Origin of the sequence: Undibacterium umbellatum (assembly GCF_014284125.1) — a bacterium.
In the GTDB taxonomy this organism is placed as follows: domain Bacteria; phylum Pseudomonadota; class Gammaproteobacteria; order Burkholderiales; family Burkholderiaceae_D; genus Undibacterium; species Undibacterium umbellatum.
Genome location: NZ_JACOFX010000006.1, coordinates 127,219 through 151,838, shown reverse-complemented (window position 1 = coordinate 151,838; position 24,620 = coordinate 127,219). Strand labels below are relative to the sequence as shown.

The window sequence follows — 24,620 nt, the reverse complement described above, 5'->3', positions numbered from 1 at the left end:
TCATCCCGATTTTAAAAATAGAAAACCCATTATGTCTGAAAACAAAGCGGCAAAAACTGCCAGTAAATACCCGGTCAACATGACCGAAACCACCTTCCCTATGCGCGGCGATCTGGCCAAGCGTGAACCCAAGTGGATCAAGGAATGGCAAGACAAGAAAATCTATGAGCGCGTGCGCAAGGCATCCGCCGGTCGCCCGAAATTCATCCTGCATGACGGCCCACCGTATGCGAATGGTGATATCCATATCGGTCACGCTGTTAACAAAGTACTGAAAGACATGATCATCAAGGCCCGCACCATGGCTGGTTTTGACGCACCGTATGTACCAGGCTGGGATTGCCACGGCATGCCTATCGAAATCCAGGTTGAAAAACTGTTTGGCAAAAACCTGCCAGTGGCCGAAGTGCATGCCAAGGCACGCGTGTATGCGAATGAACAGATAGAAAAACAAAAGGCTGACTTCATCCGTTTGGGTGTTCTGGGTGAATGGGATAATCCCTACAAGACCATGGCCTTTGGCAATGAGGCCGAAGAATTGCGCGCGCTCGGCAAACTACTGGAAAAAGGTTATGTCTATCGCGGCCTGAAGCCGGTGAACTGGTGTTTTGACTGCGGCTCGGCCCTGGCGGAAGCTGAAGTCGAATACGAAAACAAACGCGATCCCTCCATCGATGTCGGTTTCCCGTTTGCTGAACATGACAAACTGGCCGCTGCATTCAAGCTGGACAAGCTGCCGTTTGATACAGGCTATTGCGTCATCTGGACCACAACGCCATGGACCATCCCGTCCAACCAGGCGCTGAACATGCACCCGGAAATCACTTACGCACTGGTCAAGACCCAGCGCGAAGGTGAAGGCATCCTGCTAATCCTGGCAAAGGACCTGGTTGACGCCAGCCTGACCAATTATGGTTTGACCGGTGAAGTCATCGCTACTTGCCTGGGTGCTGATTTATCTGAAATCAAATTCAAACATCCCCTGTCAACACTGGATGCGGGCTATGACCGCTTTTCTCCAGTTTATCTGGGTGAATATGTCAGTACAGAAACCGGTACTGGCGTGGTCCACTCTGCGCCAGCCTACGGTATCGAAGATTTCCAGTCATGCAAAGCGCATGGCATGAAGGATGATGAGATCATCGCCCCAGTGATGGGTGACGGTAAATTTGCATCCAGCCTGCCATTTTTTGCCGGCATGACAATCTGGGAAGCATCCAAGCCTATCTGCGACAAGCTGCGCGAAGCGGGTACCCTGTTCTCGTTCAAGATGTTTGAGCATAGTTATATGCATTGCTGGCGTCATAAGACGCCTATCATCTATCGCGCCACGTCACAATGGTTTGCCAGCATGGACAATACCCCGAAAGCGGGTGGTGACAACTTGCGCCAGACAGCATTGAAAGCCATCGATGACACTGCCTTCTTCCCGGCATGGGGCAAGGCGCGTTTGCATGGCATGATCGCTAACCGTCCTGACTGGACTTTGTCGCGTCAGCGTCAATGGGGCGTGCCTATGGCTTTCTTCCTGCATAAGGAGACTGGTCAATTGCATCCGCGCACACCAGAATTGCTGGAACAAATCGCCCTGCGCATAGAAAAAGAAGGCATAGAAGCCTGGCAAAAAATCGAAGTTGCTGATTTACTTGGTGATGAAGCTGCCATGTATGTCAAAAACCGCGATACGCTGGACGTATGGTTTGATTCTGGAACGACGCATCAAACTGTCCTACGTTATTCGCACAAAGAGCAATCCGCCTTTCCTGCCGACCTCTATCTGGAGGGCTCGGACCAACATCGTGGCTGGTTCCACTCATCACTGCTCACATCCAGCATGCTCAATGGTTGTGCGCCATATAAAGCCTTGCTCACGCATGGTTTTGTGGTCGATGGCAACGGTGAAAAAATGTCTAAATCCAAGGGCAATGTAGTAGCTCCTCAAAAGGTATTCGACACACTTGGCGCTGACATCCTGCGTCTGTGGGTAGCGTCGTCTGATTATTCAGGTGAACTGTCCATCTCTGACGAAATCCTGAAACGTGTGACGGAAGCCTATCGCCGTATCCGCAACACCTTGCGCTTCTTGCTGGCCAACACTTCTGATTTTGATGCGGCAAAAGATGCTGTTGCGATCAATGAATTGCTGGAAATAGACCGCTATGCCATCGCCAACATGGCGGCATTGCAAAAAGATATCCTGGCACATTTTGATGGGTTTGAATTCCATCCTGTGGTCAGCAAATTGCAGTCATTCTGTTCAGAAGATCTGGGTGGTTTCTACCTCGACATCCTGAAAGACCGCCTGTACACCAGCGGCACGACTTCGCATGCGCGCCGTTCTGCGCAAACTGCAATCTGGCATATCACGCAATCCTTGTTGCGCCTGATGGCACCAATGTTGTCTTTCACTGCAGAAGAAGCCTGGCAATTCTTTGCCGCTGCTGATGCGTACAAAGACAGCGACGAAACCATCTTCACGCAAACTTATTACAGCTTGCCTGAGATTGCTGATGCAGAAGCCTTGCTGGCCAAGTACGCAGCGCTGCGTGCAGTGCGTACAGATGTTACCAAGCAACTCGAAGAAGTACGCGTTGCCGGTGGCATAGGTTCATCCTTGCAGGCAGAAGTGACGATCAAGGCCAGCGGCAGCAAATTTGATGTCCTGAACAGCTTTGCCGAGGACTTGAAATTCACCCTGATCACCTCAGCAGCAGGTGTGGAACAGGTAAATAGTGAAGCGGAAGAAACCGTGGTCGTTACTCCATCCAAATATGAAAAATGCGAGCGTTGCTGGCATTATCGTGCGGATGTAGGTAGCAATCCAGAGCACCCTGGACTGTGTGGCCGTTGTGTCAGCAATCTGTTCGGTGCTGGCGAAGCACGCCGCTTTGCCTGATTTTAAATCTGGTGAGGCTCTACCCTGAGCCTCACTCATTGCATCTCAATAACACTTCACCATCCATGGCAACCAAAAAACGTAGCAATGCCTCTGGCAGCTCTTCTGGTTCTTCTGCTTCCAGCTCAGCTCTGGTACTTTGGCTGGGCTTTGCCGCCATCGTTATTTTGCTGGACCAGGTGAGCAAAATTACCGTCAGCAAGGCTTTTTCCTATGCCGAAACGCTTAGTATCACTTCTTTTTTCAACCTGACCCTGGTGTACAACAAGGGTGCTGCTTTCAGTTTCCTGGCAGCAGAATCAGGTTGGCAGCGATATTTCTTCACAGCCATCGGTCTGATTGCAGCGGCTTATATCACTTATCTGTTAGTACGCCACGCAGGTCAAAAGCTGTTTTGTACTGCCTTGTCTCTGATCATGGGCGGTGCTCTCGGCAATGTTATCGACCGGGTGATGTATGGTCATGTCATCGATTTTCTTGATTTTCATTACAAGGAAATTTATCACTTCCCGGCCTTCAACATCGCTGACAGCGCCATTTGTCTGGGTGCGGCATTATTCATCCTGGATGAATTGCGTCGAGTCAAAAAATAAAGGAACAGCACCATGAGTCTGCGACTGGCTGGTAAAAAGATCGTTCTGGGCCTGACCGGTGGCGTGGCCTGCTACAAGATTGCAGAACTGACACGGGCATTGGGCAAGGCTGGTGCCAATGTGCAGGTGGTGATGACAGAATCTGCCACCCACTTTATTACGCCTGTAACCATGCAGGCCCTGTCTGGCAATACTGTCTACACCGACCAATGGGATGCGCGCATACATAATAATATGCCGCACATAGACCTGACACGGGATGCAGATGCCATCGTGATTGCGCCCTGCAGCACAGACTTTATCTTCAAGCTGGCGCATGGTGCCTGCAATGATTTGCTGTCCACTTTGTGCATCGCCCGCCCTGCCAACCTGCCTTTGCTGATAGCACCAGCCATGAATGTGGAAATGTGGCAAAACCCAGCCACCCAGCGCAATGTGCAACAAATTCTGGCCGACGGCATACAACTCATGGGGCCTGCTGCGGGTGACCAGGCTTGTGGCGAAACCGGCTTGGGCCGCATGTTGGAACCGGATCAATTGCTGGCAGAAATCATAGCAGCATTCCATGCAAAAACACTGGCAGGCAAGCACGTATTGATCACCGCTGGCCCCACCTTTGAACCGATAGACCCGGTACGCGGGATCACCAATCTGTCGTCCGGCAAGATGGGCTACGCAATTGCCCAGGCCGCCTGGGAAGCAGGTGCCATTGTCACCCTGGTGTCTGGTCCGACCGCACTCGAAGCACCTTATGGCGTACGTCGTATCCACGTGCAGACTGCCCAGCAAATGCATGATGCCGTAATGGCGCAATTGAAACAGCAAAAACAGGAAGTATTTGTTGCCGTGGCAGCCGTCGCTGACTGGCGCGTCGCCAATGCAAGCGAACAGAAGCTGAAGAAAACCGGCGACAATGATATGCCGCAATTGCAATTTGCACAAAACCCTGACATTCTGGCGACCGTAACAGCCATGCCGAATCCACCTTACTGCGTAGGCTTTGCTGCCGAGTCAGAAAATCTTTTGCAATATGGTTCTGCCAAGCGCCAAAAGAAAAATGTCCCGTTGCTGGTTGGCAATATCGGTCATAACACCTTTGGCAAGGATGATAATGAGCTGGTGCTGTTTGACGTACATGGTCACACTATTCTGCCACGCGCCGACAAGCAAACCCTGGCTCTGCAACTGGTGGCAGAAATCGCGCTGCGCACCAGCCTGATGTAAATCTTCCATTCAGCTCAAAGAGCCTGGTCTCTTTGAGCATTATTTATTTGTTCATTTTTTTGCACAATACGATGAAAAACATAGACCTAAAAATCCTCGACAGCCGTATGAAGGACTTCCTGCCATCGTATGGCACGCCCGGCAGCGCTGGCCTCGACCTGCGCGCCTGCATAGACGCCTCCATTACCCTGCAACCCGGCCAGACAGTCCTGATCCCTACCGGCCTGGCGATCCACATCGCTGACCCTGGCTATGCTGCCATGATCTTGCCACGTAGTGGCATGGGCCATAAAAACGGCATCGTCCTCGGTAACCTGGTTGGCCTGATTGACTCTGACTACCAGGGCCAACTGATGATATCAACCTGGAACCGCGGCCAGGCAGAATTCACTCTCCAGCCCATGGAAAGACTGGCACAACTAATCATCGTGCCTGTGCTGCAAGTTGGCTTTAATATCGTCGACGAGTTTGGACAGAGTGAGCGTGGCGAAGGTGGGTTTGGGAGCACAGGCAAACATTAAATTTATCTCTTGCTGGCCAATTTATTATTCAACCCCAGCACGCTAAGTAATAACAGTGCCAGCAACACGAATAGTGTCAGCAAGAAAACGGAAAACAGAAAAAATGCATGGTATGTCGGAGCATGCATCATCGTTATGACAATGAGTAAGCTAACGATGATGTCTATTGTCAGGCAAACCAACAATTTCCAGACCCGCTCCCATAAATTCGAGCTTAGAGCCCATGCAAACATCATATAGAGCACAGCCAGGATTAGTAATTCAAGCAGCACTGGCCAGACAGGATATGGTTGCACCTCAATGATTTTTCGCACATGAATCATATACCCGTCCGGCAGCGTGCCCGCCCATATTAGCAATGCCGCCATCACTGCATAGATGGCGGCAATTATTTTCCTAGTATGGCGGTAAACCTGCTCAAACATGCACAGGAATCAATCAGGCAAGGCTGGCCAACGCTGCTAGCAATTTAGCTTTCAATTCCTCGTTCTTCAATTCCTGCTTTTCCACATCAAAATTTTCATAAAAGGTCGGCACTGACAAACTGGCCTTCACTTCCCCGCCAAAGAAGGGCGCAGATCCCGTAGCAGCGGCCAGCACACTGGCACCACCACGTGCACCAGGAGAAGTCGATAGCATGACCATGGGTTTTCCCTGGAAAACCTTGGCATTGGCGCGTGAGCACCAGTCAAACAAGTTTTTATAGGCAGCACTGTAGGAGCCATTGTGTTCAGCAAAGGAAATCAGTATCGCATCGCTGGCCGCAATTTTGTCCAGAAAAGCCTGAGCCAGCGCAGGTTTTCCCAATTCGGCTTCTTTATCCACACTGAACAATGGCAGTTCATAATCATTCAAATCCAGCACGTCTACAGTAGCGTCTGTAAGCAGGCTCGCAGCATAAGTCACGAGTTGCTTGTTGATGGATTTTTTGCTGGTACTTGCAGCGAAAGCGAGTAATTTCATCGTAATGTCCTTAATTCAAAAATTCAAAAATTCAGATTCAGATTCAGATTCAGATTTTGTACTAACAATCTCTTGGCGGCATTGTAAATCAAAATCCTTGTCATTCCTGGCAACAAGACTCATATGGGCAGAGCAAAACCTGAATCATTAATCTGGATTAAAATATTGACCAGACTGCATCACCAAAATAGCGATGCCGAACAATCACGCAGAAGCAAAAATGTGAGACATTCTGAACCCTTTCAGAAGTCATGCAAACTCTGCAAAAATCTTCATAGAAAGACCATCATGAGCCTTATCAGCCTGACCATACCCTCCCGCATGAAGGATCTGGGCGGTTTTACCGTAGGCCGAATTTTGCCGTTTGCCAAACGCCATCTGGTCGGCCCCTTTATATTCCTGGACCATATGGGACCAGCGCATTTCACAGCCGGACAAGGCATGGATGTCAGGCCACACCCGCACATAGGCCTGGCTACCGTTACCTATCTGTTTGAAGGTGGCATGCTCCATCGAGATAGCTTGGGCACCGAACAGGAAATACTTGCGGGTGATGTCAACTGGATGACTGCGGGTCGTGGCATCACTCATTCAGAGCGCAATAGCGATGCGCAACGCTCCCAGACTCGCACTGTGCATGGTTTGCAAAGCTGGGTAGCCCTGCCCAAAGAGTTTGAAGAAGTAGAGCCGGAATTTCACCATCACCCAGCAAAAAGCCTGCCCGTATTTGAAATTGGCGAGGTAGCACTCAAGCTAATCGCAGGCACGGCCTATGGACATACGGCGCCAGTCAAAATCTTTAGCCCACTTTTTTATGTCGAGGCAAAAATGCCAGCCGGTACGCAATTGCAAGTACCTGCCGAATATGCAGAGCGCGCTTTATACCTTATTTCAGGCGAAGTACGCGTAGACGAAGAAGTTGTGCAGGAACGCACCATGCCAGTCTTTGCAGAGGGCGCTGATGTAATGATTACTGCAACCAGTGACGCCCATCTGGTGTTGCTGGGCGGTGCAAACCTACCAGAGCAACGCTATATTTTTTGGAATTTTGTATCCACTTCAGAAGCCCGCATAGAGCAGGCAAAAGTTGACTGGAAGACTGGACGCTTTGCCAAGGTCAACGGCGACGATGAATTCATTCCATTACCCGAATAGGAAAACACAATGTCAGATCAAACCATCTCCGCTCATGTCGTCGAAACTGGCGAAAACACTTATGCCGTTGACATCAATGTCTCCGGCCATACGATCAAAGGTGACGAGCCAATAGATGCCGGTGGCGGCAATCTTGGCCCCGCCCCTTTTGATTTATTAACAGCAGCACTAGGGGAATGCACAGCCATGACAGTGCGCTGGTATGCCAAGCAGCATGAATGGCCGCTAGACAAGGTTGAAGTCAAATTGACGCATCACAAAGAGGGCACCCAAGACATATTCAAGAAACAAGTTGTCCTGCATGGAGCAGACTTGACTGAAGAGCAACGAGCCAGACTCATTGCCATCGCAGCAAAATGCCCGGTGCACAAAACCATCACCAGCTCGCCCATCATAGAAACCAGCGCAGGCTAACAGACAAAAGCCCGGACAGGATCCGGGCTTTTTGCTATTTCTTCATTTTGCGGCTGCGTCCTGCTGATTCACGCAAGATAGTGTAGCTCCAGTCATCGCTATGCGAACCGGCACCCGTAGTCACAGAGACGCGAAACATATCGCCATCCCCTTTCATACGCTTGCCTGAGGCAACATGCTTTTTGCTGACATCGCTACGTTCGTAGACATCAACCTCAACTTCATTTCCTTCCAGGGCGGCCTGGGACAGAACTGCGTCTATGGTCTTGGTTGTATATTCAAGTACATATGTGGGAAGTGTAAGGCCTGCCATACTTGTCTCCATCACGCAAAAAACATACGTCCATTAACGAAAAACCCCGGCCTGAGCCGGGGCAGACAAGGGTGGATTAATCTACTTCGACCACCTCTTGTGATGCCTCTGGTGGGCTGGCATCGCCTTCAGAAAATTCCAGTTTGACCTGGTCTTTATCATCAAGGTCAACGATGACACGTCCGCCTGTTACCAGCTTACCGAATAAGAGCTCATCCGCCAAGGCTTTACGTATCATATCCTGTATCAAGCGCGCCATAGGACGGGCGCCCATCAATGGATCAAATCCTTTTTTACCAAGGAACTTGCGTAAATTATCAGTGAAAGTTGCTTCGACTTTTTTCTCGTGCAATTGCTCTTCAAGCTGCATGAGGAACTTGTCAACCACGCGCAAGATGATCTCTTCGTCGAGTGCGCGGAAGCTGATAATGGCATCCAGACGGTTACGGAATTCAGGCGTAAACATCCGTTTGATATCGGCCATTTCATCGCCAGCTTCTTTGCTGTCGTTGAAACCGATAGAACGTTTTTGCAAACTTTCAGCACCCGCATTGGTCGTCATGATAATAATCACATTGCGGAAATCTGCCTTGCGACCGTTGTTATCTGTTAACGTGCCATGATCCATCACCTGCAACAAGATGTTAAAAACATCAGGATGGGCTTTTTCTATCTCATCCAGCAACAACACTGCATGCGGTTTTTTGGTGATGGCTTCAGTCATCAAACCACCCTGATCAAAGCCGACATAACCAGGAGGCGCGCCGATCAGACGGCTGACAGCATGACGCTCCATGTATTCCGACATGTCGAAGCGTATCAGCTCTATACCCAGGGTGAAGGCCAATTGCTTGGCGACCTCGGTTTTACCAACACCAGTAGGACCAGAGAACAGGAAGGAGCCGATAGGCTTGTCAGTCTTGCCTAGGCCAGCACGGGCCATCTTGATAGATGATGCCAATGCTTCAATTGCAGGCTCCTGACCAAAAACCACATTCTTCAAGTCGCGCTCTATGGTTTGCAGCTTGCTCCGGTCATCCTGATTAACAGTCTGCGGCGGAATACGGGCGATTTTCGAGATGATGTCTTCGATATCAGCCTTGCCTATGGTTTTCTTTTGCTTGGACTTCGGCAAAATACGCTGAGCAGCACCCGCCTCGTCAATCACATCGATTGCCTTGTCAGGCAAATGGCGGTCATTGATGAAACGTGCAGACAGTTCTGCCGCTGTCGTCAGCGCAGATGCTGAATACTTGACGTTGTGATGTTCTTCAAACTTGGATTTCAAGCCGCGCAAAATTTGCACAGTTTGCTCAACCGTTGGTTCGTTGACATCGATCTTCTGGAAGCGACGTGCCAGTGCATGGTCTTTTTCAAAGACGCCACGGTATTCTGTGTAAGTGGTCGCACCTATGCACTTCAGTTGTCCACTGGACAAGGCTGGCTTCAAGAGATTGGACGCATCCAGCGTGCCACCTGATGCTGAACCAGCACCGATGATGGTATGAATTTCATCAATGAACAAGATGCCGTTAGGTGTGTCTTTCAACTGCTTGAGCACCCCCTTGAGACGCAACTCAAAGTCGCCACGGTATTTGGTACCTGCCAGCAAAGCACCCATGTCCAGAGAATAGACCACGGCATTATTCAAAATATCTGGGACATCACTTTGTGTGATACGCCATGCCAGTCCCTCAGCTATAGCTGTTTTACCAACGCCAGCCTCACCCACCAGCAAGGGATTGTTTTTGCGGCGACGGCACAGAATCTGAATCACGCGTTCAACTTCATTGTCGCGACCGATCAGCGGATCTATCTTGCCTTCCGCAGCGGCCTTGTTCAGATTTTGGGTGAACTGGTCAAGCGGATTTTCCTTGGCTTGTGCTTCTGCCTGATTTTCTTCCGTGCCTTCAGGTGATTTTTGCGGCTCGTTGTGGCTGTCTTTACGCACACCGTGCGAAATGAAGTTCACCACGTCGAGGCGTGTTACACCCTGCTGATGTAAATAATACACAGCATGCGAATCCTTTTCACCGAAGATAGCGACCAGCACATTTGCGCCAGTGACTTCTTTTTTGCCATTCGATGCCGATTGAACGTGCATGATGGCGCGCTGTATCACCCGCTGGAAGCCAAGGGTAGGCTGGGTATCAACCTCATTGGTGCCAGGCACGGTGGGGGTATTGTCAGTAATAAAATTACCCAGGGTTTTGCGCAAATCCTCAATATTGACCGCGCAGGCCCTGAGGACCTCCGCAGCAGAAGGGTTATCCAGCAAGGCGAGCAAAAGGTGCTCTACCGTGATGAATTCATAACGAGCCTGCCTGGCCTCCACAAAGGCCATATGCAGACTAACTTCCAGTTCTTGCGCAATCATACTTCCTCCATCACACATTGCAGGGGGTGTCCTGCCTTACGAGCGTGCGTCAAAACGAGTTCCACTTTGGTCAGCGCAATATCCTTGGAATAGACGCCACATATCCCTTTGCCATCCCGGTGCACCTTGAGCATGATCTGCATTGCAGTCTCACGATCCTTATTAAAATATTCCTGAACGATCGCCACCACAAACTCCATAGGAGTGTAGTCGTCGTTGAGTAAAATTACCTGATACATGGAAGGCGGTTTTAACTTCTGCGCCTGACGTTCCAGTATCGTACCGTTTTCTTGCTTGTTTCCCATACGTATATTCTAGTACGTTGATTCATTTCAGAGACAAATAATAAGCGAATAAAAACGGCTTAATTCTCTCCCAGGTCAATGTTACGCGCTTTCTGCTTTATTCGCAGATGGTGATCAATTCCTTTAGATCAAGTTTCAATAGCAAAACTATTTCTTCACATCAAATATCGCTGTATTTTCTTGTCATTAAGTAAAAATACAACAGTACTGCAAAACTACTTCATTTGTAACCAGAAGTTTCTTGACTTTAGCTTTTTTTCCGCCAAGAATGATATTTATTGACAAATAAAGTATTAAATCGTCAATATGAAGTGAGCAGGTCAAGGGGGAGGTAGCATAGTGCTAGGTTTCTTGCTTTTACGGCTCGTGTGATTAGTTTCTATTTGAAAGATGCATTATGGCAACAGGTACCGTCAAGTGGTTCAATGATTCCAAAGGTTTCGGCTTTATCACTCCGGATGACGGCGGTGAGGATTTGTTCGCCCACTTTTCCGCAATCCAGATGAACGGCTTCAAGACCCTGAAAGAAGGTCAAAAAGTAACGTTCGAAGTCACGCAAGGCCCTAAAGGCAAGCAAGCTTCCAACATTCAAAACCCTTAATCTTTGATTCTTCTTTGATTTTTGGTTTTTTAAAGAACCCCGCAATTGCGGGGTTTTTTTTGTGCTTTTCATCCTTGCACATCAAATTTACACTTCGCTTATACCGCCATCAAGACTACAGTAGATGCCTGGTCAAAACGCAGGTTTACTTTTTCTCAATGAAGCTCAGGCAAAAAATCATCTTCCTGGCAGTTGCCCCACTGCTGTTGGCGTTTTCCGGTATTGCGATGGCAGTATTTTACCAAGCCACGTTTTTGGCAAAACAACAAAGAAGCACCATAGAGCAAGCCTATCTGTCCAGTAAGGAAGCCGAACTCAAGCACTATGTCACGCTGGGCACGGCAGCGATAGCCCATCTCTACAACAGCAAGCAACAAAACCCCAATACGCAAGAAGAAGCAAAAAAAATATTGGCGGCCCTGGATTTCGGCGACGATGGCTATTTTTACATCTACAACATGGAGGGCAAGAACCTCATGCATCCACGCCGCCCCGACCTGGTCGGCAAAGATTTATGGAATATGACTGACCACGAAGGCAGCCTGACCATACAAAATCTGCTCAACAAAGCCAAGGCCGGCGGTGGTGCTATCCGTTATATGTGGGAAAAACCCTCGATGCACAAGGTCATGCCCAAGCTTGGCTATGTCGTCAAACTGGAACAATGGGGCTGGATGCTGGGTACAGGCATTTATCTCGATGACGTTGATGACGCCCTCAATAAAATTGATATACAAGTGGCAAAAAACATACAAAGCACCATGTCATGGATTGCAGGCATCGCGATTATCAGTGCACTGCTGATCGCCCTGTCAGGTCTGGCCCTGAATATCAGTGAATCAAGGCTGGCTGAAGCCAAATTGAAAGTATTGGCCCAGAGCGTGGTCAGCTCGCAGGAAGATGAGCGCGCGCGCCTGTCGCGCGACCTGCATGATGGCCTTAGCCAGTTATTGGTGTCGGTCAAGCTGCAGATAGAGTCAGGACAAGTCAAACTTCATCAGGCCGGAGCAGGCCCAGAGGCTGCAAAACTGTCATTCGCCCGTGCCACCGACCAACTCAACGAAGCGCTCAGCGAAGTCAGACGCATCTCACACAATCTGCGCCCTGCCCTGCTGGACGACCTGGGTCTGGTGGCAGCTTTTGAACATCTGGCCGATGAATTTGAACATGCCAGCGGCTTGCCAGTTAGTTTTGATGCAGCCGGCGACTTTCAGTCACTGGATGAAATCAGTAATACTGTCCTGTTCAGGGTTGCGCAAGAAGCCTTGACGAATATACACAAGCACGCCGAGCAAGTCAGACATGTTAATTTGCAACTACTCAGCGATGCAGAAGGAATCAAACTGATCATCGCCGATGATGGGCGCGGTTTTGATATCAAGGGGGTAGCAAACCACCCGCACAGAGGTATAGGCTTGAGCAATATGCGTGAACGTCTGGCTGCGATTAATGGCCGTTTAGAATTACAATCCAGTACCAATGGCACAACTGTGACCGCAAGCTTATCGAATGGAGAAACAAAATGACCGAGAACATACCGGTCCGGCCAGCAGCACAAGTACATCTATTGCTGGTTGATGATCATCCCCTGGTCAGGGACGGGCTCAGGGCAAGGCTGGAAACCATCGCCAGCATCACCATCGCCGGCGAGGCAGGTACGGCAGAGGATGCCCTGCTGATCGCTGCCAGCAAGCCTGTCAACCTCATCCTGATGGATATCAACCTTGGCACAGGCAATGGCATCAGCCTGACGGCGAGATTCAAGGCAGAATATCCGCATATTGCGGTCATCATGCTGTCTATGCACGAGAAGACAGAATACGTCAATCAATCCATGCAAGCAGGCGCACGCGCTTACGTGCTCAAAGATGCACCGGCGGTAGAAATCATCGAAGCAATCGATACTGTCATGGCTGGCGGCACCTATTTCAGCTCGGGCTTGAAGAAGCAATCAGCAATTAGTGATAGCAGCCAGACGCTGACACAAAGAGAAAAATCCATTCTGACTTGCATCGCCACAGGAAAATCCAACAAGCATATTGCAAGAGATCTTGGCCTCAGTGTCAGGACGGTCGAAACCCACAGGCTCAATATCAAGCGCAAACTGAATATTGAAGGTCAGGCGGATTTGATACGCTATGCTTTGAATAATGTGATTGTTTGACTTAGCAGACAGCAAAGCATGAAATGACAAAGCCGACACGCAAGTCGGCTTTGTCATTATCGGCAAAACTGGCTACCGAATAAGTTTTACATATTTTCAATCATGACATCGCCAAAACCGGAGCAAGATACTTGTGTCGCACCTTCCATCAGGCGTGCAAAGTCATAAGTCACTTTCTTGGCTGTGATGGCCTTTTCTGTCGCGCTGATCAGCAGGTCAGCGGCTTCCAGCCAGCCCATGTGACGCAACATCATTTCTGCGGACAAGATCAGAGAACCTGGGTTCACATAATCTTTACCAGCGTACTTAGGTGCTGTGCCGTGGGTTGCTTCAAACATGGCGATAGAGTCAGACAGATTGGCACCTGGAGCAATACCGATACCACCAACCTGAGCTGCCAGCGCGTCAGAGATATAGTCGCCGTTCAGGTTCAGTGTAGCGATAACGCTGTATTCTGCCGGACGCAACAGGATTTGCTGCAAGAATGCATCAGCGATGGAATCCTTGACAGTGATTTCTTTACCTGTCCTGGGATTCTTGAATTTGCACCATGGGCCGCCGTCGATCAGTTCAGCACCGAATTCTTTTTGTGCCAAAGCATATGCCCAGTCACGGAAGCCACCTTCGGTGTACTTCATGATGTTGCCTTTGTGAACGATAGTCACAGATGGCTTGTCATTGTCGATTGCGTACTGGATCGCTTTGCGTACCAGGCGCTCTGTACCTTCGCGAGATACTGGCTTGACGCCGATACCAGAAGTTTCAGGGAAACGGATTTTCTTGACGCCCATTTCTTCTGTCAGGAACTTGATCAGTTTTTTAACTTGGTCAGAGCCTTCAGCGAATTCAATACCAGCATAGATATCTTCAGAGTTTTCACGGAAGATGACCATGTCTGTTTTTTCTGGCTCACGCACTGGAGATGGCACGCCTTTGAAATAACGCACTGGGCGCAGGCAGACATACAGATCCAGTTCTTGACGCAGGGCCACGTTCAAAGAACGGATGCCACCGCCAACTGGCGTAGTCAATGGGCCTTTGATGGAAACAACGTAGTCTTTCAAGACTTTCAGTGTTTCTTCTGGCAACCAGACGTCAGGGCCGTAAACTTTAGTGGATTTTTCACCAGCATAGATTTCCATCCAGCTGATTTTGCGTTTGCCGCCATAGGCTTTTGCTACGGCCGCGTCGACGACCTTGATCATGACCGGGCTGATATCAACGCCAGTACCATCGCCTTCGATAAAAGGGATGATAGGATTGTCAGGAACATTCAATGAAAAATCAGCATTGACGGTAATTTGTTTACCTTCAGCAGGTACTTGAATATGTTGATACATCGTTTTCTCCGTGGTTGGGCGATCAAGCGGGTCGCGCTTTTCTCATCATTTGTCTTTTGTGTTTACATTTAATAGAGTGAGCACTCTTCTATAAGACACAAGACCATCATTTCGTATTATGCACTACTATTTTACCGTATGCCATCAGTTTGTCAGCTTTACTGGTGTCACTGGTGCCATGAATTTCCCTTGCTGCAATATTTAAAAATACTACATGTCATTCATTCAAGAAACCAGACTTGCGCAAACCGCCATACAAGACCAATCTTAGATTGACACTGTGCACAGTCTGTTTTGCCGTTTATTCAGCTGCATTTTACGGTTACCATATTGCCATGAAACTGATTTTACTCAACAAACCTTTCAATGTGATGTGCCAGTTTTCGGCGCATCCCAGCCGACCTACCCTGGCTGACTATGTCAATATCCCGCACATCTATCCGGCTGGCCGGCTTGATGCAGACAGTGAGGGACTGATCCTGCTGACTGATGACGGCCAACTACAGAATCGCATCAGTCATCCCGATCACAAACAACCCAAAACATACCTGGTACAAGTCGAAGGGACACCCGCTCGCGAGTCCCTGGACAAACTACGTCAAGCTTTGGACCTGGGCGATTTTGTCACCCAGCCCTGCATCGTCAAGCACATCCATCCACCTGAATGGCTCTGGCCACGCAATCCGCCTGTGCGCGAAAGAGCGAACATACCAACCAGTTGGCTAAGCATGACTTTATCAGAAGGGAAAAATCGCCAGGTCAGACGCATGACTGCGGCAGTTGGCTTGCCAACCTTGCGCCTGGTGAGGATAAGCATAGGCGGTTTTTCGCTCGAATCCCACCCAATGTTACCCGGCGAATGGCAGGAAGTTAAAATTTAAATAATGTTTGCACAGAAATTCAGAAAAAAATTCACAAACGTTGCAAATTAATTAGAATTCTTGTCAACGCCCAACTTAACGGTAGCGTTGCTTGCCTTGATTCCAGTGAATCATTTTCAACCAATATTTTATGAAGGACACCAAAATGAAAAAATTGATCGCCGCTCTGGTCGCAGGTCTGTTTGCTTCTGCTGCTTTCGCCCAAGCACCCGCTCCTTCAGCTAAAGCGTCCGCTCCAGCAGCAGCTGCAGCTGCTGCATCAACAGATGCGGCCAAGCCAGCTAAGAAAGCCAAAAAATCCAAGAAGAAAGCAGCATCCGCATCCGCCGCTGCATCTAAGTAATTCAGTCGTTTTCAGCACAAAAAAGGCAGGCTAGTCCTGCTTTTTTTATACCTGGAATTATCAGATACGCCGCCTGAAGTCGAAAATTCGGAGCAAAACCACAAACGACAAAAAGCCGCAATATATTGCGGCTTTTTTTCACTTCATGCAGTTAGCAGTTTAAGGCTAACCTTCCGGCTTTAGAAGCAGGCTTAAAATTAAGCCAGTGCTTTCAAAGCGGATGCCAGACGGCTCTTATGGCGAGCTGCCTTGTTTTTGTGAATGATTTTCTTGTCAGCGATACGGTCGATAACCGATACGGAGCTTTGGAAAATTGTTGCTGCAGCAGCTTTATCACCAGCTTCGATCGCTTTACGAACAGCTTTGATCGCTGTGCGCAGCGTGGAGCGCTGGCTGGAGTTGTGTGCATTCAGTTTAACTGCTTGACGAGCACGTTTGCGTGCTTGTGCGGTATTTGCCATGAGATTTCCTAAACGTGGTCAAAGCGACGAGGTCAAAACATTTGATAAAATGCCACGCCGCAAAATTCTATACAGCTTTGCAGTATAACTGGATTTATTTTTGATAGCAAGCATTCCTGTCGATTCTTGCAACAGACAGCAGTATTTCTGATATTCCAGTCAGATTTACGCAACTGTCATGCCCAAAATTTGCACGACTGTATCTATGCGTATCACATCAGGGGTGCAAAACTGAGTATCCGGGTACGATTTTACTATCAAAACCACTTCACTGCCCGAGACCACTGCCAAAGGATGAACATGCATTGCAAGCCAATTACGATAAAGGGAAAACACGTCACCCTCGAACCACTGAAACAGCATCATCTGGCTGATATCCAGGCCGCAGCAGCCGATGGCGAGTTATGGAAACTGTTTTTTACCTCCGTCCCCTCCCCTGACAACACCCAGAACTGGCTCAATATTGCCCTGGAAATGCAACAGCAAGAAAAAGCCCTGCCGTTTATCGTCCGTGAAAACGCAACTGGCCAGATAGTTGGTGCCACCAGATACTGTAATATGGATATCAATAACAAACGCTTGGAGATAGGCTACACCTGGTATGCGCAAAGAGTGCAACGCAGTCCGGTGAATACCGAATGCAAGTTGCTGTTACTGGGCCATGCATTCGAAGAATTTGGCTGTATAGCTGTCGAGTTCCGCACTGACTGGTTCAACCGCCGTTCTCAGGCCGCAATAGAGCGACTTGGTGCAAAGCGCGACGCAATCTTGCGCAATCACATGATTTTGCCGGATGGCCGCATCCGTGATACGGTTGTATATAGCATTCTGAATTCTGAATGGGCGGGTGTGAAAAAGAATTTGCAATATATGCAATCCAAATATGAATAAATAGTAGGGAGACTGACTAGTGCTGATCGATTTTTTCTTTACCCTGAAAGACGCCAGGATCCCGGTATCCATCAAGGAGTTTCTAATGCTGCTGGAGGCCATGGAAAAAGGGCTCATCAGCTTGTCGCTTGACGACTTTTATTTCCTGTCGCGCACCATCATGATCAAGGATGAAGCGCATTACGACAAATTCGACAAAGCCTTTGGTCTGTACTTCAAGGGCATAGACACGATTTTTGAAAAACGCCCTGACATTCCGCTGGACTGGCTCATGAAACGCATGGAGCGCGAATTGAGCGACGAGCAAAAAGCCGCCATCGAGAAATTTGGTTATGACAAGCTGATGGACAGGCTGCAGGAATTGCTCAAAGAACAAAAAGAGCGTCACGAAGGCGGCAATAAATGGATAGGCACCGGCGGCACGTCCCCATTTGGTAATGGAGGCACCAATCCGGAAGGCATACGGATAGGCGGTAAAGGAGGAAGCCGCACCGCCGTCAAGGTGTGGGAAGCGCGCGCCTTTCGCGACTATGATGCCGAACGCGAGCTCGGCACCCGTAACATCAAGGTCGCCCTGCGTCGCTTGCGCAAATTCGCCCGCCAGGGTGCCGAAGAAGAATTGGCGCTGGACGCCACCATCAAGGCCACCGCAAACAATGCCGGTTACCTCGACATCAAGATGCAGCCAGAGCGCAAGAATAATATCAAAGTACTCATGCTACTGGACGTAGGCGGCACTATGGACGACCACATCGCCCAGACCGAAGAATTATTTTCCGCCGCCAAGACTGAGTTCAAGAACATGGAATTCTTTTACTTCCACAACTGCGTCTACGACTACCTATGGAAAAACAACCGCCGCCGCCATGCAGAAAAGTTCCCTACCTGGGATGTCTTGCGCAAATATACACCCGACACCAAGGTCATCTTCGTCGGCGACGCCACGATGAGCCCTTATGAGATCCTTCAGGCTGGAGGCTCTGTCGAATACAACAACGAAGAAGCCGGTGCGACCTGGTTGCAACGGTTCACCTCGGCTTTCCCAAAATATATCTGGCTCAATCCAGAACCTGAAGGACTGTGGCAATACCGGCAATCTATATCGGTGATCAGGCAGATTATGAGTAACCGGATGTTTCCGGTGACGATAGAGGGGCTGGAGCGTGGGATGAGGTTGTTGAGTAAGTAACTGCAGACCAGAAAACAAACTTTGCAAGGGTGCAATGCCAAAGTTTGTTTTTATCGGGCCGGCACCATCTTCATCGCAGCTGCAAAAACTTCTGTATCGTCGACAAAACCTGCTTCCTCGACAAAGGCTTGGTTAAAAAGCCCTCGCACCCTGCTTGTTGCGCATTTGCAACTTTATAATTAAAGCTTTTATCCACCAAAAAAATCACCGTCGTCCGCCGGTCAGTATTTTGCTTTTTTAATTCAGCACACAGGCGATACGGGTCAATATCTGGCGTTGAACTATTGATCATCGTCATGGCATGACGATTATTCTTGTCCAGCATCAGGGCGCTGCGCTCATCTGTTGCCAGTGTCACGGTGATGCCATATTTGTCCATGATCATGGCGACATATTCACGAAAACGTATGTCCTTGTCGACGATCATGATGCCACCCTTGGGTACGCTGGGCCTGCGCATCTTTTGGTATTCGCTGGGGTCGGTCAGGTCAAGATCAATACGTTCACGGCGGCGGCGCTCAGGTACGGCCACTTCGCCAAAGGCGCTTAAGGTAGTCAGCAATAGCTGGCGACGGTCTATCAGCTCATCGAGAACGTCAAACAGTTTGCGCCAGCGTATGGGCCTAGGCATGGACTGATAGTGCAAATTGACTTCAGTTTTCCCTATAAGCAATACTGGTTGCGCCCCGCCCAGATTGAGGTCGGATAGCGTGGCCAAAGCCTTTAAATCTTCTGCATTGACAATATGGATGTCAGGATCTTGTAAACTTCCAGTTTTTAATACCAGATAGCGATACCCCTTCTCGCGGAGCACGGCAAGAACGGTTGAAAAGGTTTCTTCCTCTTTTGGAGAAAATCCAAGCAGTCGGATCGCGATCGTTGGAGTTTTTGTTGGCATCGTTTTTCCATCTTACACATTGCAGCTTCGATCATTGCAGCTACAATAGCTGCAAAAACGCTGCAAGAATACAGCTTAATTCTGCCAGCCTCGCAAAAAAATTGCAAAACATCATCAAAAAATTAACCAAAACAACAGATTTTCATTCGCATGGCCACTAAAAAAAATACTTCTCCGTCAGACTATAGCGAATCATCCATCCGAGTACTTAAGGGCCTGGAGCCGGTCAAACAAAGACCGGGGATGTACACCCGCACCGAAAACCCCCTGCATATCATACAAGAGGTCATTGACAATGCCTCGGATGAGGCATTGGGAGGGCATTGCAAAAACATTCTGGTGACCATCAATGCTGATACCAGTATCAGTGTAGAAGATGATGGCCGTGGCATTCCAGTTGGCCTGCACCCTGAAGAAGGTGTACCGACTGTAGAAATCGTGTTTACCCGCTTGCACGCGGGTGGCAAATTTGATAAAGGTTCAGGCGGTGCCTACGCATTCTCAGGCGGCTTGCATGGTGTCGGTGTATCTGTCACAAACGCCCTGTCCAAGCGCCTGGAAATCACGGTATGGCGAGAAGCAGGTTTGCACAACCTGACTTTTGCCAATGGCGACGTGATAGAACCGCTACGCAGCCAGCCACTGGCACGCGGCGATAAAAAGAGCGGTACGCGCGTCACGATCTGGCCAGATGCCAAGTATTTTGACAGCGCCAATATCCCGCAAAGCGAATTGCAGCGCCTGCTGCGCTCCAAGGCAGTGTTGCTGCCGGGCGTCAAAGTTACGCTGACCAACGCCAAGACCGGCGAAAGCCAGACCTGGCAATATGATCAGGGCTTGCGCGGTTACCTGACAGAAGCTTTAGCCCAGTCTTCGCATGGTGAACCTTTAATACCCCTGTTTGAAGGTGAGCAATTTGCCAATTCCGACAGCGACGGCTTTGCCGAAGGCGAAGGTGCATCCTGGGTGGTTGCGTGGACAGAAGAAGGCAATGTCGTCCGCGAATCCTATGTCAACCTCATTCCTACCCCGGCTGGTGGTACGCATGAATCTGGCTTGCGCGAAGGCCTGTTTGGCGCAGTGAAGAGCTTTGCTGAAATGCACTCCCTGCTACCTAAAGGCGTAAAGCTGCTGCCAGAAGACGTTTTCGCCCGCGTATCCTTTGTCTTGTCAGCCAAGGTATTGGACCCGCAATTCCAAGGCCAGATCAAGGAGAGGCTGAATTCACGCGACGCCGTGCGCCTGGTATCATCCTTTACCAAGCCGCCACTGGAATTGTGGTTGAACTCACACGTTGAATACGGCAAGAAGCTGGCTGAACTGGTCATCAAGCAAGCCCAATCGCGCTTGCGTTCTGCCCAAAAAGTCGAAAAGAAAAAATCTTCTGGCGTAGCCGTCTTGCCAGGGAAACTGACAGATTGCGAATCGAATGACATTACCCGTAATGAAATCTTCCTGGTCGAGGGTGATTCTGCCGGTGGTTCCGCCAAGATGGGTCGCGACAAAGAATTTCAGGCAATCTTGCCCCTACGCGGCAAGGTCTTGAATTCATGGGAGGCCGAACGCGACCGCCTGTTTGCCAATAACGAGATTCATGATATCGCCGTCGCAATCGGAGTAGACCCCCATGGCATGAACGAGATCGTTGATTTTACCAATCTGCGCTACGGAAAAATTTGCATACTCTCTGATGCTGACGTTGATGGTTCACATATCCAGGTTTTGCTATTGACACTGTTCTTCCGCCACTTCCCACAACTGATCGCGCGTGGTCATATCTGTGTAGCGCGTCCGCCATTGTTCCGTGTTGATGCACCTGCACGTGGCAAGAAACCGGCGCAAAAAATCTATGCCCTGGATCAAGGCGAGCTTATCGCCATTGAAGACAAATTGCGTAAGGATGGTGTCAAGGATGGCGCATGGGCAATTTCCCGCTTCAAGGGTCTTGGTGAAATGAATGCCAGCCAGTTATGGGAAACCACCATGAACCCGGACACGCGCCGCCTGCTACCAGTTTCTTTGGGTGAGTTTGATCAGGCTTTTTCTGAAGGCCGCTTCAATATGTTGATGGGCAAAGGCGAAGCTGCCGCCCGCCGTGCCTGGATAGAAGAACATGGTAACGCCGTTGAAGCAGATATTTAAAATATCTGTCCTCAGACCACAAAAGAATACAAAAATACGAATATAACCATGAGTGAACAAGCGAATTTATTTGATCAAACCCCACCTCCGCCTGGCGATGGTGAAACCCTGACCCTGGCGATCTTTGCTGAACGCGCCTATCTTGACTATGCCATTTCGGTCGTCAAGGGCCGCGCCCTGCCCGATGTTTGTGATGGTCAAAAACCAGTACAGCGCCGCATCCTTTATGCGATGAATGAGCTGGGCCTGAACTCTGCCGCAAAACCACGCAAATCTGCCGCTGTAGTTGGTGATGTATTGGGTAAGCTGCATCCACATGGCGACCAGTCCGTTTATGATGCCTTAGTGCGCATGGCACAGGATTTCTCCTTGCGCTATCCCTTGATTGATGGTCAGGGCAATTTCGGTTCACGTGATGGTGACGGCGCAGCGGCCATGCGATACACCGAAGCACGCCTGACACCGATCTCCAGATTGCTGATGGACGAAATCGACCAGGGCACGGTCGATTTTCAGCCCAATTATGATGGCACAACAGAAGAACCCAAGCTGCTGCCGAGTCGTCTGCCCTTCGTCTTGCTGAATGGCGCATCCGGTATTGCAGTTGGTCTGGCAACAGAAATCCCTTCACATAACCTGACCGAAGTTGCAAAGGCTGCAGTCGCGCTGATACGCAACCCGGCGATGAAGCATGCCGAGCTGATGGAATACATACCCGGCCCGGACTTCCCTGGTGGCGGACAAATCATTACGCCAGCATCGACCATCGCCGATATGTATGCGACTGGCCGTGGCAGCATGAAGGTGCGTGCGCGCTGGAAAATTGAAGAAATGGCGCGAGGGCAGTGGCAAGCCGTCGTTACAGAACTTCCTCCTGGTACCTCGTCACAAAAAGTGCTGGAAGAAATCGATGAGCTGACCAATCCTAAAATCAAGCTAGGCAAGAAGACCCTGTCACCAGAGCAGGTCGCATTGAAACAGGTCATATTGTCCGTACTCGATACGGTGCGCGATGAATCCGGCAAAGATGCACCTGTGCGTCTGGTACTGGAACCAAAATCCAAGAATCAGGACCAGACCGAGTTCATGCAAATGCTGCTCGCCCATACTTCTTTGGAGACTTCAGCATCCATCAACCTGGTGATGATAGGTGGCGATGGCCGGCCACGCCAGAAAGGTTTGCTGGACATTCTCAGTGAATGGATCGCCTTCCGCTTTACGACGGTCACACGCCGCACTCAGTTCCGCCTCAAGAAGGTGGATGACCGCATCCATATCCTGGAAGGCCGTGAAGCGGTACTGTTGAACATCGATGAAGTCATACGTATCATCCGTGAATCTGATGATCCTAAACCCGCGTTGATCGCCGCTTTCAAGCTGTCAGATATTCAGGCCGAAGACATCCTGGAAATTCGCTTGCGTCAGTTGGCTCGTCTGGAATCTATCAAGATCCAGCAGCAACTTGACGAATTGCGCAAAGAAAAAGCTGGCTTGCATGACTTGCTGGAAAACCCGTCCTCGATGAAACGCATGCTCATCAAGGAAATCGAGGCCGATGCGAAGCAATTTGGCGATGCCCGTCGTACTGTCATTGAAGAAGCGGCCAAAGCATCAATAGAACAAAAAGTCATCGATGAACCAGTCACCGTGGTCATTTCAGAAAAAGGCTGGGTACGTGCACGTACTGGTCATGGTCATGACAATGGCCAGTTCACCTTCAAGGCGGGTGACAGTCTGTACGGTACCTTTGAATGCCGCACGGTCGACCAGATGCTGGTATTTGGCTCGAATGGCCGCGTGTATTCCGTCGCAGTCTCTGCCCTGCCCGGCGCCCGTGGTGATGGCGTGCCTATCACTACCCTGATCGACCTGGCAGCAGGCAGCAAGATTTTGCATTACTTTGCTGGCAGCGCCGACATCTGTTTGCTGCTGTCATCCACAGCTGGCTATGGCTTTACCGCAAAAGTCGGCGACATGGTAGGTCGCATGAAAGCCGGTAAAGCCTTTATGACACTGGAAGAAGCTGACCAGCCTTTGCCACCTGCCGTGGTGGCTGAAGACGCCAGTGCGATTGCCTGTCTCTCAGAAAAAGGCCGCCTGCTGGTCTTTGGCCTGGCAGAAATCAAGCAACTATCCAGCGGAGGCCGTGGTGTAATCTTGATGGAGTTGGAAGACAAGGAAAGCCTCGTGTCAGCTCAGGCCATCAGTCAACGCGGTGTACGCGTGCTTGGTATAGGGCGCGGTGGCAAGCCTCAGGAAATCAATCTCAGTGCAACCGGCCTCGGAATTCACATAGGAAAACGGGCACGCAAAGGCAAGGCACTGGAAGCCAAGATCAAGGCTAGTGGCTTGCAGAAGATAATGGCGAAAGAGTAAACGCTGTTTTTAATTAGCATTCGCTAATTATTGAATTGAAAATCGTCCATGACTATGATGTCATGGACGATTTTTTATTAGGGGATTGCCAACAAGTAGTGCTGCGATTGAAATATCCGTTAATTGATGGCATTCTGAAAACAAACAGCATTGGCTGCACTGACGTTGTTTTTGATGTTGACGTTGTTTTTGACTTTTGCAGTTCCCATGTGTCGGCGCCGTTTGTGCGGTACAGAAAATGGAATAAGAAGAGCCGCTGTCTGAGCGAAGCGAGTTTCGGATCTTCCCATTTTTTGTACCGCACAAACGGGAACCCCGCAGGGGCGACGACGCCTGGGTCGCCTTTTTGGCATCCCTTTTTGGCGAAGCAAAAAGGGATGTAGCCGCCGGTCTACCACCGGCCAGCAATCGTAAAATTACATCTGCCAGTTTTAAAGAAGCCAGATTGGCTAAGAAACTATAATTAATGAACTTCACAACATGCTACGAACGACTCTAGATTCCTGCCAAAAACACGCAGGAATGACGTGACTACGGTTACTGTATTTTTGACGTGAAGGAATTCCGCAAGAG

Annotated in this window: 24 protein-coding genes; 16 read left to right on the top strand and 8 right to left on the bottom strand. The window is 49.6% G+C overall.

Going from position 1 to position 24,620, the window contains the following annotated elements:
* The first annotated feature begins 31 nt into the window (after positions 1-31).
* The 4 genes from ileS (at position 32) to dut (ending at position 5,234) form a co-directional block, all read left to right on the top strand.
* Entirely contained in the window at positions 32-2,896 is a 2,865-nt protein-coding gene (gene ileS, locus H8L47_RS13915) for an isoleucine--tRNA ligase (RefSeq protein WP_186954203.1), read from the top strand.
* Between the two features lie 65 nt (positions 2,897-2,961).
* The gene (lspA, locus tag H8L47_RS13910; protein ID WP_186954202.1) at positions 2,962-3,489 is read left to right on the top strand and encodes a signal peptidase II; all 528 of its coding nucleotides are present in this window, start codon (positions 2,962-2,964) and stop codon (positions 3,487-3,489) included.
* Between the two features lie 18 nt (positions 3,490-3,507).
* On the top strand, positions 3,508-4,713 hold the full coding sequence (gene coaBC, locus H8L47_RS13905) for a bifunctional phosphopantothenoylcysteine decarboxylase/phosphopantothenate--cysteine ligase CoaBC (protein WP_186954294.1): 1,206 nt from the start codon (positions 3,508-3,510) through the stop codon (positions 4,711-4,713).
* 71 nt (positions 4,714-4,784) lie between these two features.
* A complete protein-coding gene (gene dut / locus H8L47_RS13900) occupies positions 4,785-5,234 on the top strand; it encodes a dUTP diphosphatase (RefSeq protein ID WP_186954201.1) in 450 nt (149 codons plus the stop codon).
* A gap of 2 nt (positions 5,235-5,236) precedes the next feature.
* Here dut and H8L47_RS13895 read toward each other — a convergent pair whose 3' ends face one another.
* Positions 5,237-5,659 carry a hypothetical protein gene (locus H8L47_RS13895; protein WP_186954200.1) on the bottom strand — a complete coding sequence of 141 codons (423 nt, stop codon included), beginning with the start codon at positions 5,657-5,659 and terminating at the stop codon, positions 5,237-5,239.
* 13 nt (positions 5,660-5,672) lie between these two features.
* On the bottom strand, positions 5,673-6,197 hold the full coding sequence (locus H8L47_RS13890; protein WP_186954199.1) for an NADPH-dependent FMN reductase: 525 nt from the start codon (positions 6,195-6,197) through the stop codon (positions 5,673-5,675).
* Between the two features lie 288 nt (positions 6,198-6,485).
* Here H8L47_RS13890 and H8L47_RS13885 point away from each other — a divergent pair, with 288 nt between their 5' ends.
* Positions 6,486-7,352, top strand: coding sequence for a pirin family protein (locus H8L47_RS13885; RefSeq protein WP_186954198.1), 867 nt, complete (start codon positions 6,486-6,488; stop codon positions 7,350-7,352).
* A 9-nt stretch (positions 7,353-7,361) separates the two neighbouring features.
* Positions 7,362-7,766: an OsmC family protein gene (locus H8L47_RS13880; RefSeq protein ID WP_186954197.1), complete on the top strand. Its 405-nt coding sequence runs from the start codon at positions 7,362-7,364 to the stop codon at positions 7,764-7,766.
* Positions 7,767-7,800: 34 nt separating this feature from the next.
* On the opposite strand, the gene H8L47_RS13875 is transcribed toward H8L47_RS13880, so the two are convergent.
* The 3 genes from H8L47_RS13875 to clpS all read right to left on the bottom strand — a co-directional run bounded on the left by H8L47_RS13875 (position 7,801) and on the right by clpS (position 10,761).
* Positions 7,801-8,079: a hypothetical protein gene (locus H8L47_RS13875; RefSeq protein ID WP_186954196.1), complete on the bottom strand. Its 279-nt coding sequence runs from the start codon at positions 8,077-8,079 to the stop codon at positions 7,801-7,803.
* A 76-nt stretch (positions 8,080-8,155) separates the two neighbouring features.
* Entirely contained in the window at positions 8,156-10,456 is a 2,301-nt protein-coding gene (gene clpA, locus H8L47_RS13870; protein ID WP_186954195.1) for an ATP-dependent Clp protease ATP-binding subunit ClpA, read from the bottom strand.
* Positions 10,453-10,761 carry an ATP-dependent Clp protease adapter ClpS gene (gene clpS / locus H8L47_RS13865; protein WP_110257372.1) on the bottom strand — a complete coding sequence of 103 codons (309 nt, stop codon included), beginning with the start codon at positions 10,759-10,761 and terminating at the stop codon, positions 10,453-10,455. Before clpS ends, clpA begins: the two co-directional genes overlap by 4 nt.
* Before the next feature lie 397 nt (positions 10,762-11,158).
* Between clpS and H8L47_RS13860 the strand changes: the two genes are divergently transcribed.
* From H8L47_RS13860 to H8L47_RS13850, 3 genes are all read left to right on the top strand, one after another.
* Positions 11,159-11,362 carry a cold-shock protein gene (locus H8L47_RS13860; protein ID WP_162021162.1) on the top strand — a complete coding sequence of 68 codons (204 nt, stop codon included), beginning with the start codon at positions 11,159-11,161 and terminating at the stop codon, positions 11,360-11,362.
* A gap of 158 nt (positions 11,363-11,520) precedes the next feature.
* Positions 11,521-12,888, top strand: coding sequence for a cache domain-containing protein (locus H8L47_RS13855; RefSeq protein WP_186954194.1), 1,368 nt, complete (start codon positions 11,521-11,523; stop codon positions 12,886-12,888).
* Entirely contained in the window at positions 12,885-13,526 is a 642-nt protein-coding gene (locus H8L47_RS13850; protein WP_186954193.1) for a response regulator transcription factor, read from the top strand. Before H8L47_RS13855 ends, H8L47_RS13850 begins: the two co-directional genes overlap by 4 nt.
* 86 nt (positions 13,527-13,612) lie before the next feature.
* Here the strand turns inward: H8L47_RS13850 and icd are convergent, their stop codons facing one another.
* On the bottom strand, positions 13,613-14,866 hold the full coding sequence (gene icd / locus H8L47_RS13845) for an NADP-dependent isocitrate dehydrogenase (protein ID WP_186954192.1): 1,254 nt from the start codon (positions 14,864-14,866) through the stop codon (positions 13,613-13,615).
* Positions 14,867-15,201: 335 nt separating this feature from the next.
* Here icd and H8L47_RS13840 point away from each other — a divergent pair, with 335 nt between their 5' ends.
* Both H8L47_RS13840 and H8L47_RS13835 read left to right on the top strand, forming a co-directional pair.
* Positions 15,202-15,747 carry a pseudouridine synthase gene (locus H8L47_RS13840; protein ID WP_186954191.1) on the top strand — a complete coding sequence of 182 codons (546 nt, stop codon included), beginning with the start codon at positions 15,202-15,204 and terminating at the stop codon, positions 15,745-15,747.
* Positions 15,748-15,892: 145 nt separating this feature from the next.
* Positions 15,893-16,090: a hypothetical protein gene (locus H8L47_RS13835; protein ID WP_186954190.1), complete on the top strand. Its 198-nt coding sequence runs from the start codon at positions 15,893-15,895 to the stop codon at positions 16,088-16,090.
* Between the two features lie 197 nt (positions 16,091-16,287).
* On the opposite strand, the gene rpsT is transcribed toward H8L47_RS13835, so the two are convergent.
* Positions 16,288-16,551, bottom strand: coding sequence for a 30S ribosomal protein S20 (rpsT, locus tag H8L47_RS13830; RefSeq protein ID WP_162040741.1), 264 nt, complete (start codon positions 16,549-16,551; stop codon positions 16,288-16,290).
* Between the two features lie 294 nt (positions 16,552-16,845).
* Here rpsT and H8L47_RS13825 point away from each other — a divergent pair, with 294 nt between their 5' ends.
* On the top strand, positions 16,846-17,442 hold the full coding sequence (locus H8L47_RS13825) for a GNAT family N-acetyltransferase (protein WP_186954189.1): 597 nt from the start codon (positions 16,846-16,848) through the stop codon (positions 17,440-17,442).
* Positions 17,443-17,461: 19 nt separating this feature from the next.
* On the top strand, positions 17,462-18,631 hold the full coding sequence (locus tag H8L47_RS13820; RefSeq protein WP_186954188.1) for a vWA domain-containing protein: 1,170 nt from the start codon (positions 17,462-17,464) through the stop codon (positions 18,629-18,631).
* Positions 18,632-18,701: 70 nt separating this feature from the next.
* On the opposite strand, the gene H8L47_RS13815 is transcribed toward H8L47_RS13820, so the two are convergent.
* Entirely contained in the window at positions 18,702-19,529 is an 828-nt protein-coding gene (locus tag H8L47_RS13815; RefSeq protein ID WP_186954187.1) for a response regulator, read from the bottom strand.
* 150 nt (positions 19,530-19,679) lie between these two features.
* Between H8L47_RS13815 and H8L47_RS13810 the strand changes: the two genes are divergently transcribed.
* The 3 genes from H8L47_RS13810 (at position 19,680) to H8L47_RS13800 (ending at position 24,430) form a co-directional block, all read left to right on the top strand.
* A complete protein-coding gene (locus H8L47_RS13810) occupies positions 19,680-21,671 on the top strand; it encodes a DNA topoisomerase IV subunit B (protein WP_186954186.1) in 1,992 nt (663 codons plus the stop codon).
* Positions 21,672-21,719: 48 nt separating this feature from the next.
* Positions 21,720-24,047: a DNA topoisomerase IV subunit A gene (parC, locus tag H8L47_RS13805; RefSeq protein WP_186954185.1), complete on the top strand. Its 2,328-nt coding sequence runs from the start codon at positions 21,720-21,722 to the stop codon at positions 24,045-24,047.
* Positions 24,048-24,109: 62 nt separating this feature from the next.
* The gene (locus H8L47_RS13800; RefSeq protein WP_186954184.1) at positions 24,110-24,430 is read left to right on the top strand and encodes a hypothetical protein; all 321 of its coding nucleotides are present in this window, start codon (positions 24,110-24,112) and stop codon (positions 24,428-24,430) included.
* The last annotated feature ends 190 nt before the right edge of the window (positions 24,431-24,620 follow it).

Bases quoted from the DNA above. Each gene is read 5' to 3' on its own strand.
- parC (WP_186954185.1), top strand. From the start codon at position 21,720: ATGAGTGAACAAGCGAATTTATTTGATCAAACCCCACCTCCGCCTGGC.
- H8L47_RS13875 (WP_186954196.1), bottom strand. From the start codon at position 8,079: ATGGCAGGCCTTACACTTCCCACATATGTACTTGAATATACAACCAAG.
- dut (WP_186954201.1), top strand. From the start codon at position 4,785: ATGAAAAACATAGACCTAAAAATCCTCGACAGCCGTATGAAGGACTTC.
- H8L47_RS13890 (WP_186954199.1), bottom strand. From the start codon at position 6,197: ATGAAATTACTCGCTTTCGCTGCAAGTACCAGCAAAAAATCCATCAAC.
- clpA (WP_186954195.1), bottom strand. From the start codon at position 10,456: ATGATTGCGCAAGAACTGGAAGTTAGTCTGCATATGGCCTTTGTGGAG.
- H8L47_RS13895 (WP_186954200.1), bottom strand. From the start codon at position 5,659: ATGTTTGAGCAGGTTTACCGCCATACTAGGAAAATAATTGCCGCCATC.
- H8L47_RS13880 (WP_186954197.1), top strand. From the start codon at position 7,362: ATGTCAGATCAAACCATCTCCGCTCATGTCGTCGAAACTGGCGAAAAC.
- H8L47_RS13825 (WP_186954189.1), top strand. From the start codon at position 16,846: ATGAACATGCATTGCAAGCCAATTACGATAAAGGGAAAACACGTCACC.
- H8L47_RS13855 (WP_186954194.1), top strand. From the start codon at position 11,521: ATGAAGCTCAGGCAAAAAATCATCTTCCTGGCAGTTGCCCCACTGCTG.
- H8L47_RS13800 (WP_186954184.1), top strand. From the start codon at position 24,110: ATGGACGATTTTTTATTAGGGGATTGCCAACAAGTAGTGCTGCGATTG.
- H8L47_RS13815 (WP_186954187.1), bottom strand. From the start codon at position 19,529: ATGCCAACAAAAACTCCAACGATCGCGATCCGACTGCTTGGATTTTCT.
- H8L47_RS13810 (WP_186954186.1), top strand. From the start codon at position 19,680: ATGGCCACTAAAAAAAATACTTCTCCGTCAGACTATAGCGAATCATCC.
- H8L47_RS13840 (WP_186954191.1), top strand. From the start codon at position 15,202: ATGAAACTGATTTTACTCAACAAACCTTTCAATGTGATGTGCCAGTTT.
- H8L47_RS13835 (WP_186954190.1), top strand. From the start codon at position 15,893: ATGAAAAAATTGATCGCCGCTCTGGTCGCAGGTCTGTTTGCTTCTGCT.
- lspA (WP_186954202.1), top strand. From the start codon at position 2,962: ATGGCAACCAAAAAACGTAGCAATGCCTCTGGCAGCTCTTCTGGTTCT.
- clpS (WP_110257372.1), bottom strand. From the start codon at position 10,761: ATGGGAAACAAGCAAGAAAACGGTACGATACTGGAACGTCAGGCGCAG.
- rpsT (WP_162040741.1), bottom strand. From the start codon at position 16,551: ATGGCAAATACCGCACAAGCACGCAAACGTGCTCGTCAAGCAGTTAAA.
- H8L47_RS13885 (WP_186954198.1), top strand. From the start codon at position 6,486: ATGAGCCTTATCAGCCTGACCATACCCTCCCGCATGAAGGATCTGGGC.
- ileS (WP_186954203.1), top strand. From the start codon at position 32: ATGTCTGAAAACAAAGCGGCAAAAACTGCCAGTAAATACCCGGTCAAC.
- H8L47_RS13860 (WP_162021162.1), top strand. From the start codon at position 11,159: ATGGCAACAGGTACCGTCAAGTGGTTCAATGATTCCAAAGGTTTCGGC.
- H8L47_RS13850 (WP_186954193.1), top strand. From the start codon at position 12,885: ATGACCGAGAACATACCGGTCCGGCCAGCAGCACAAGTACATCTATTG.
- icd (WP_186954192.1), bottom strand. From the start codon at position 14,866: ATGTATCAACATATTCAAGTACCTGCTGAAGGTAAACAAATTACCGTC.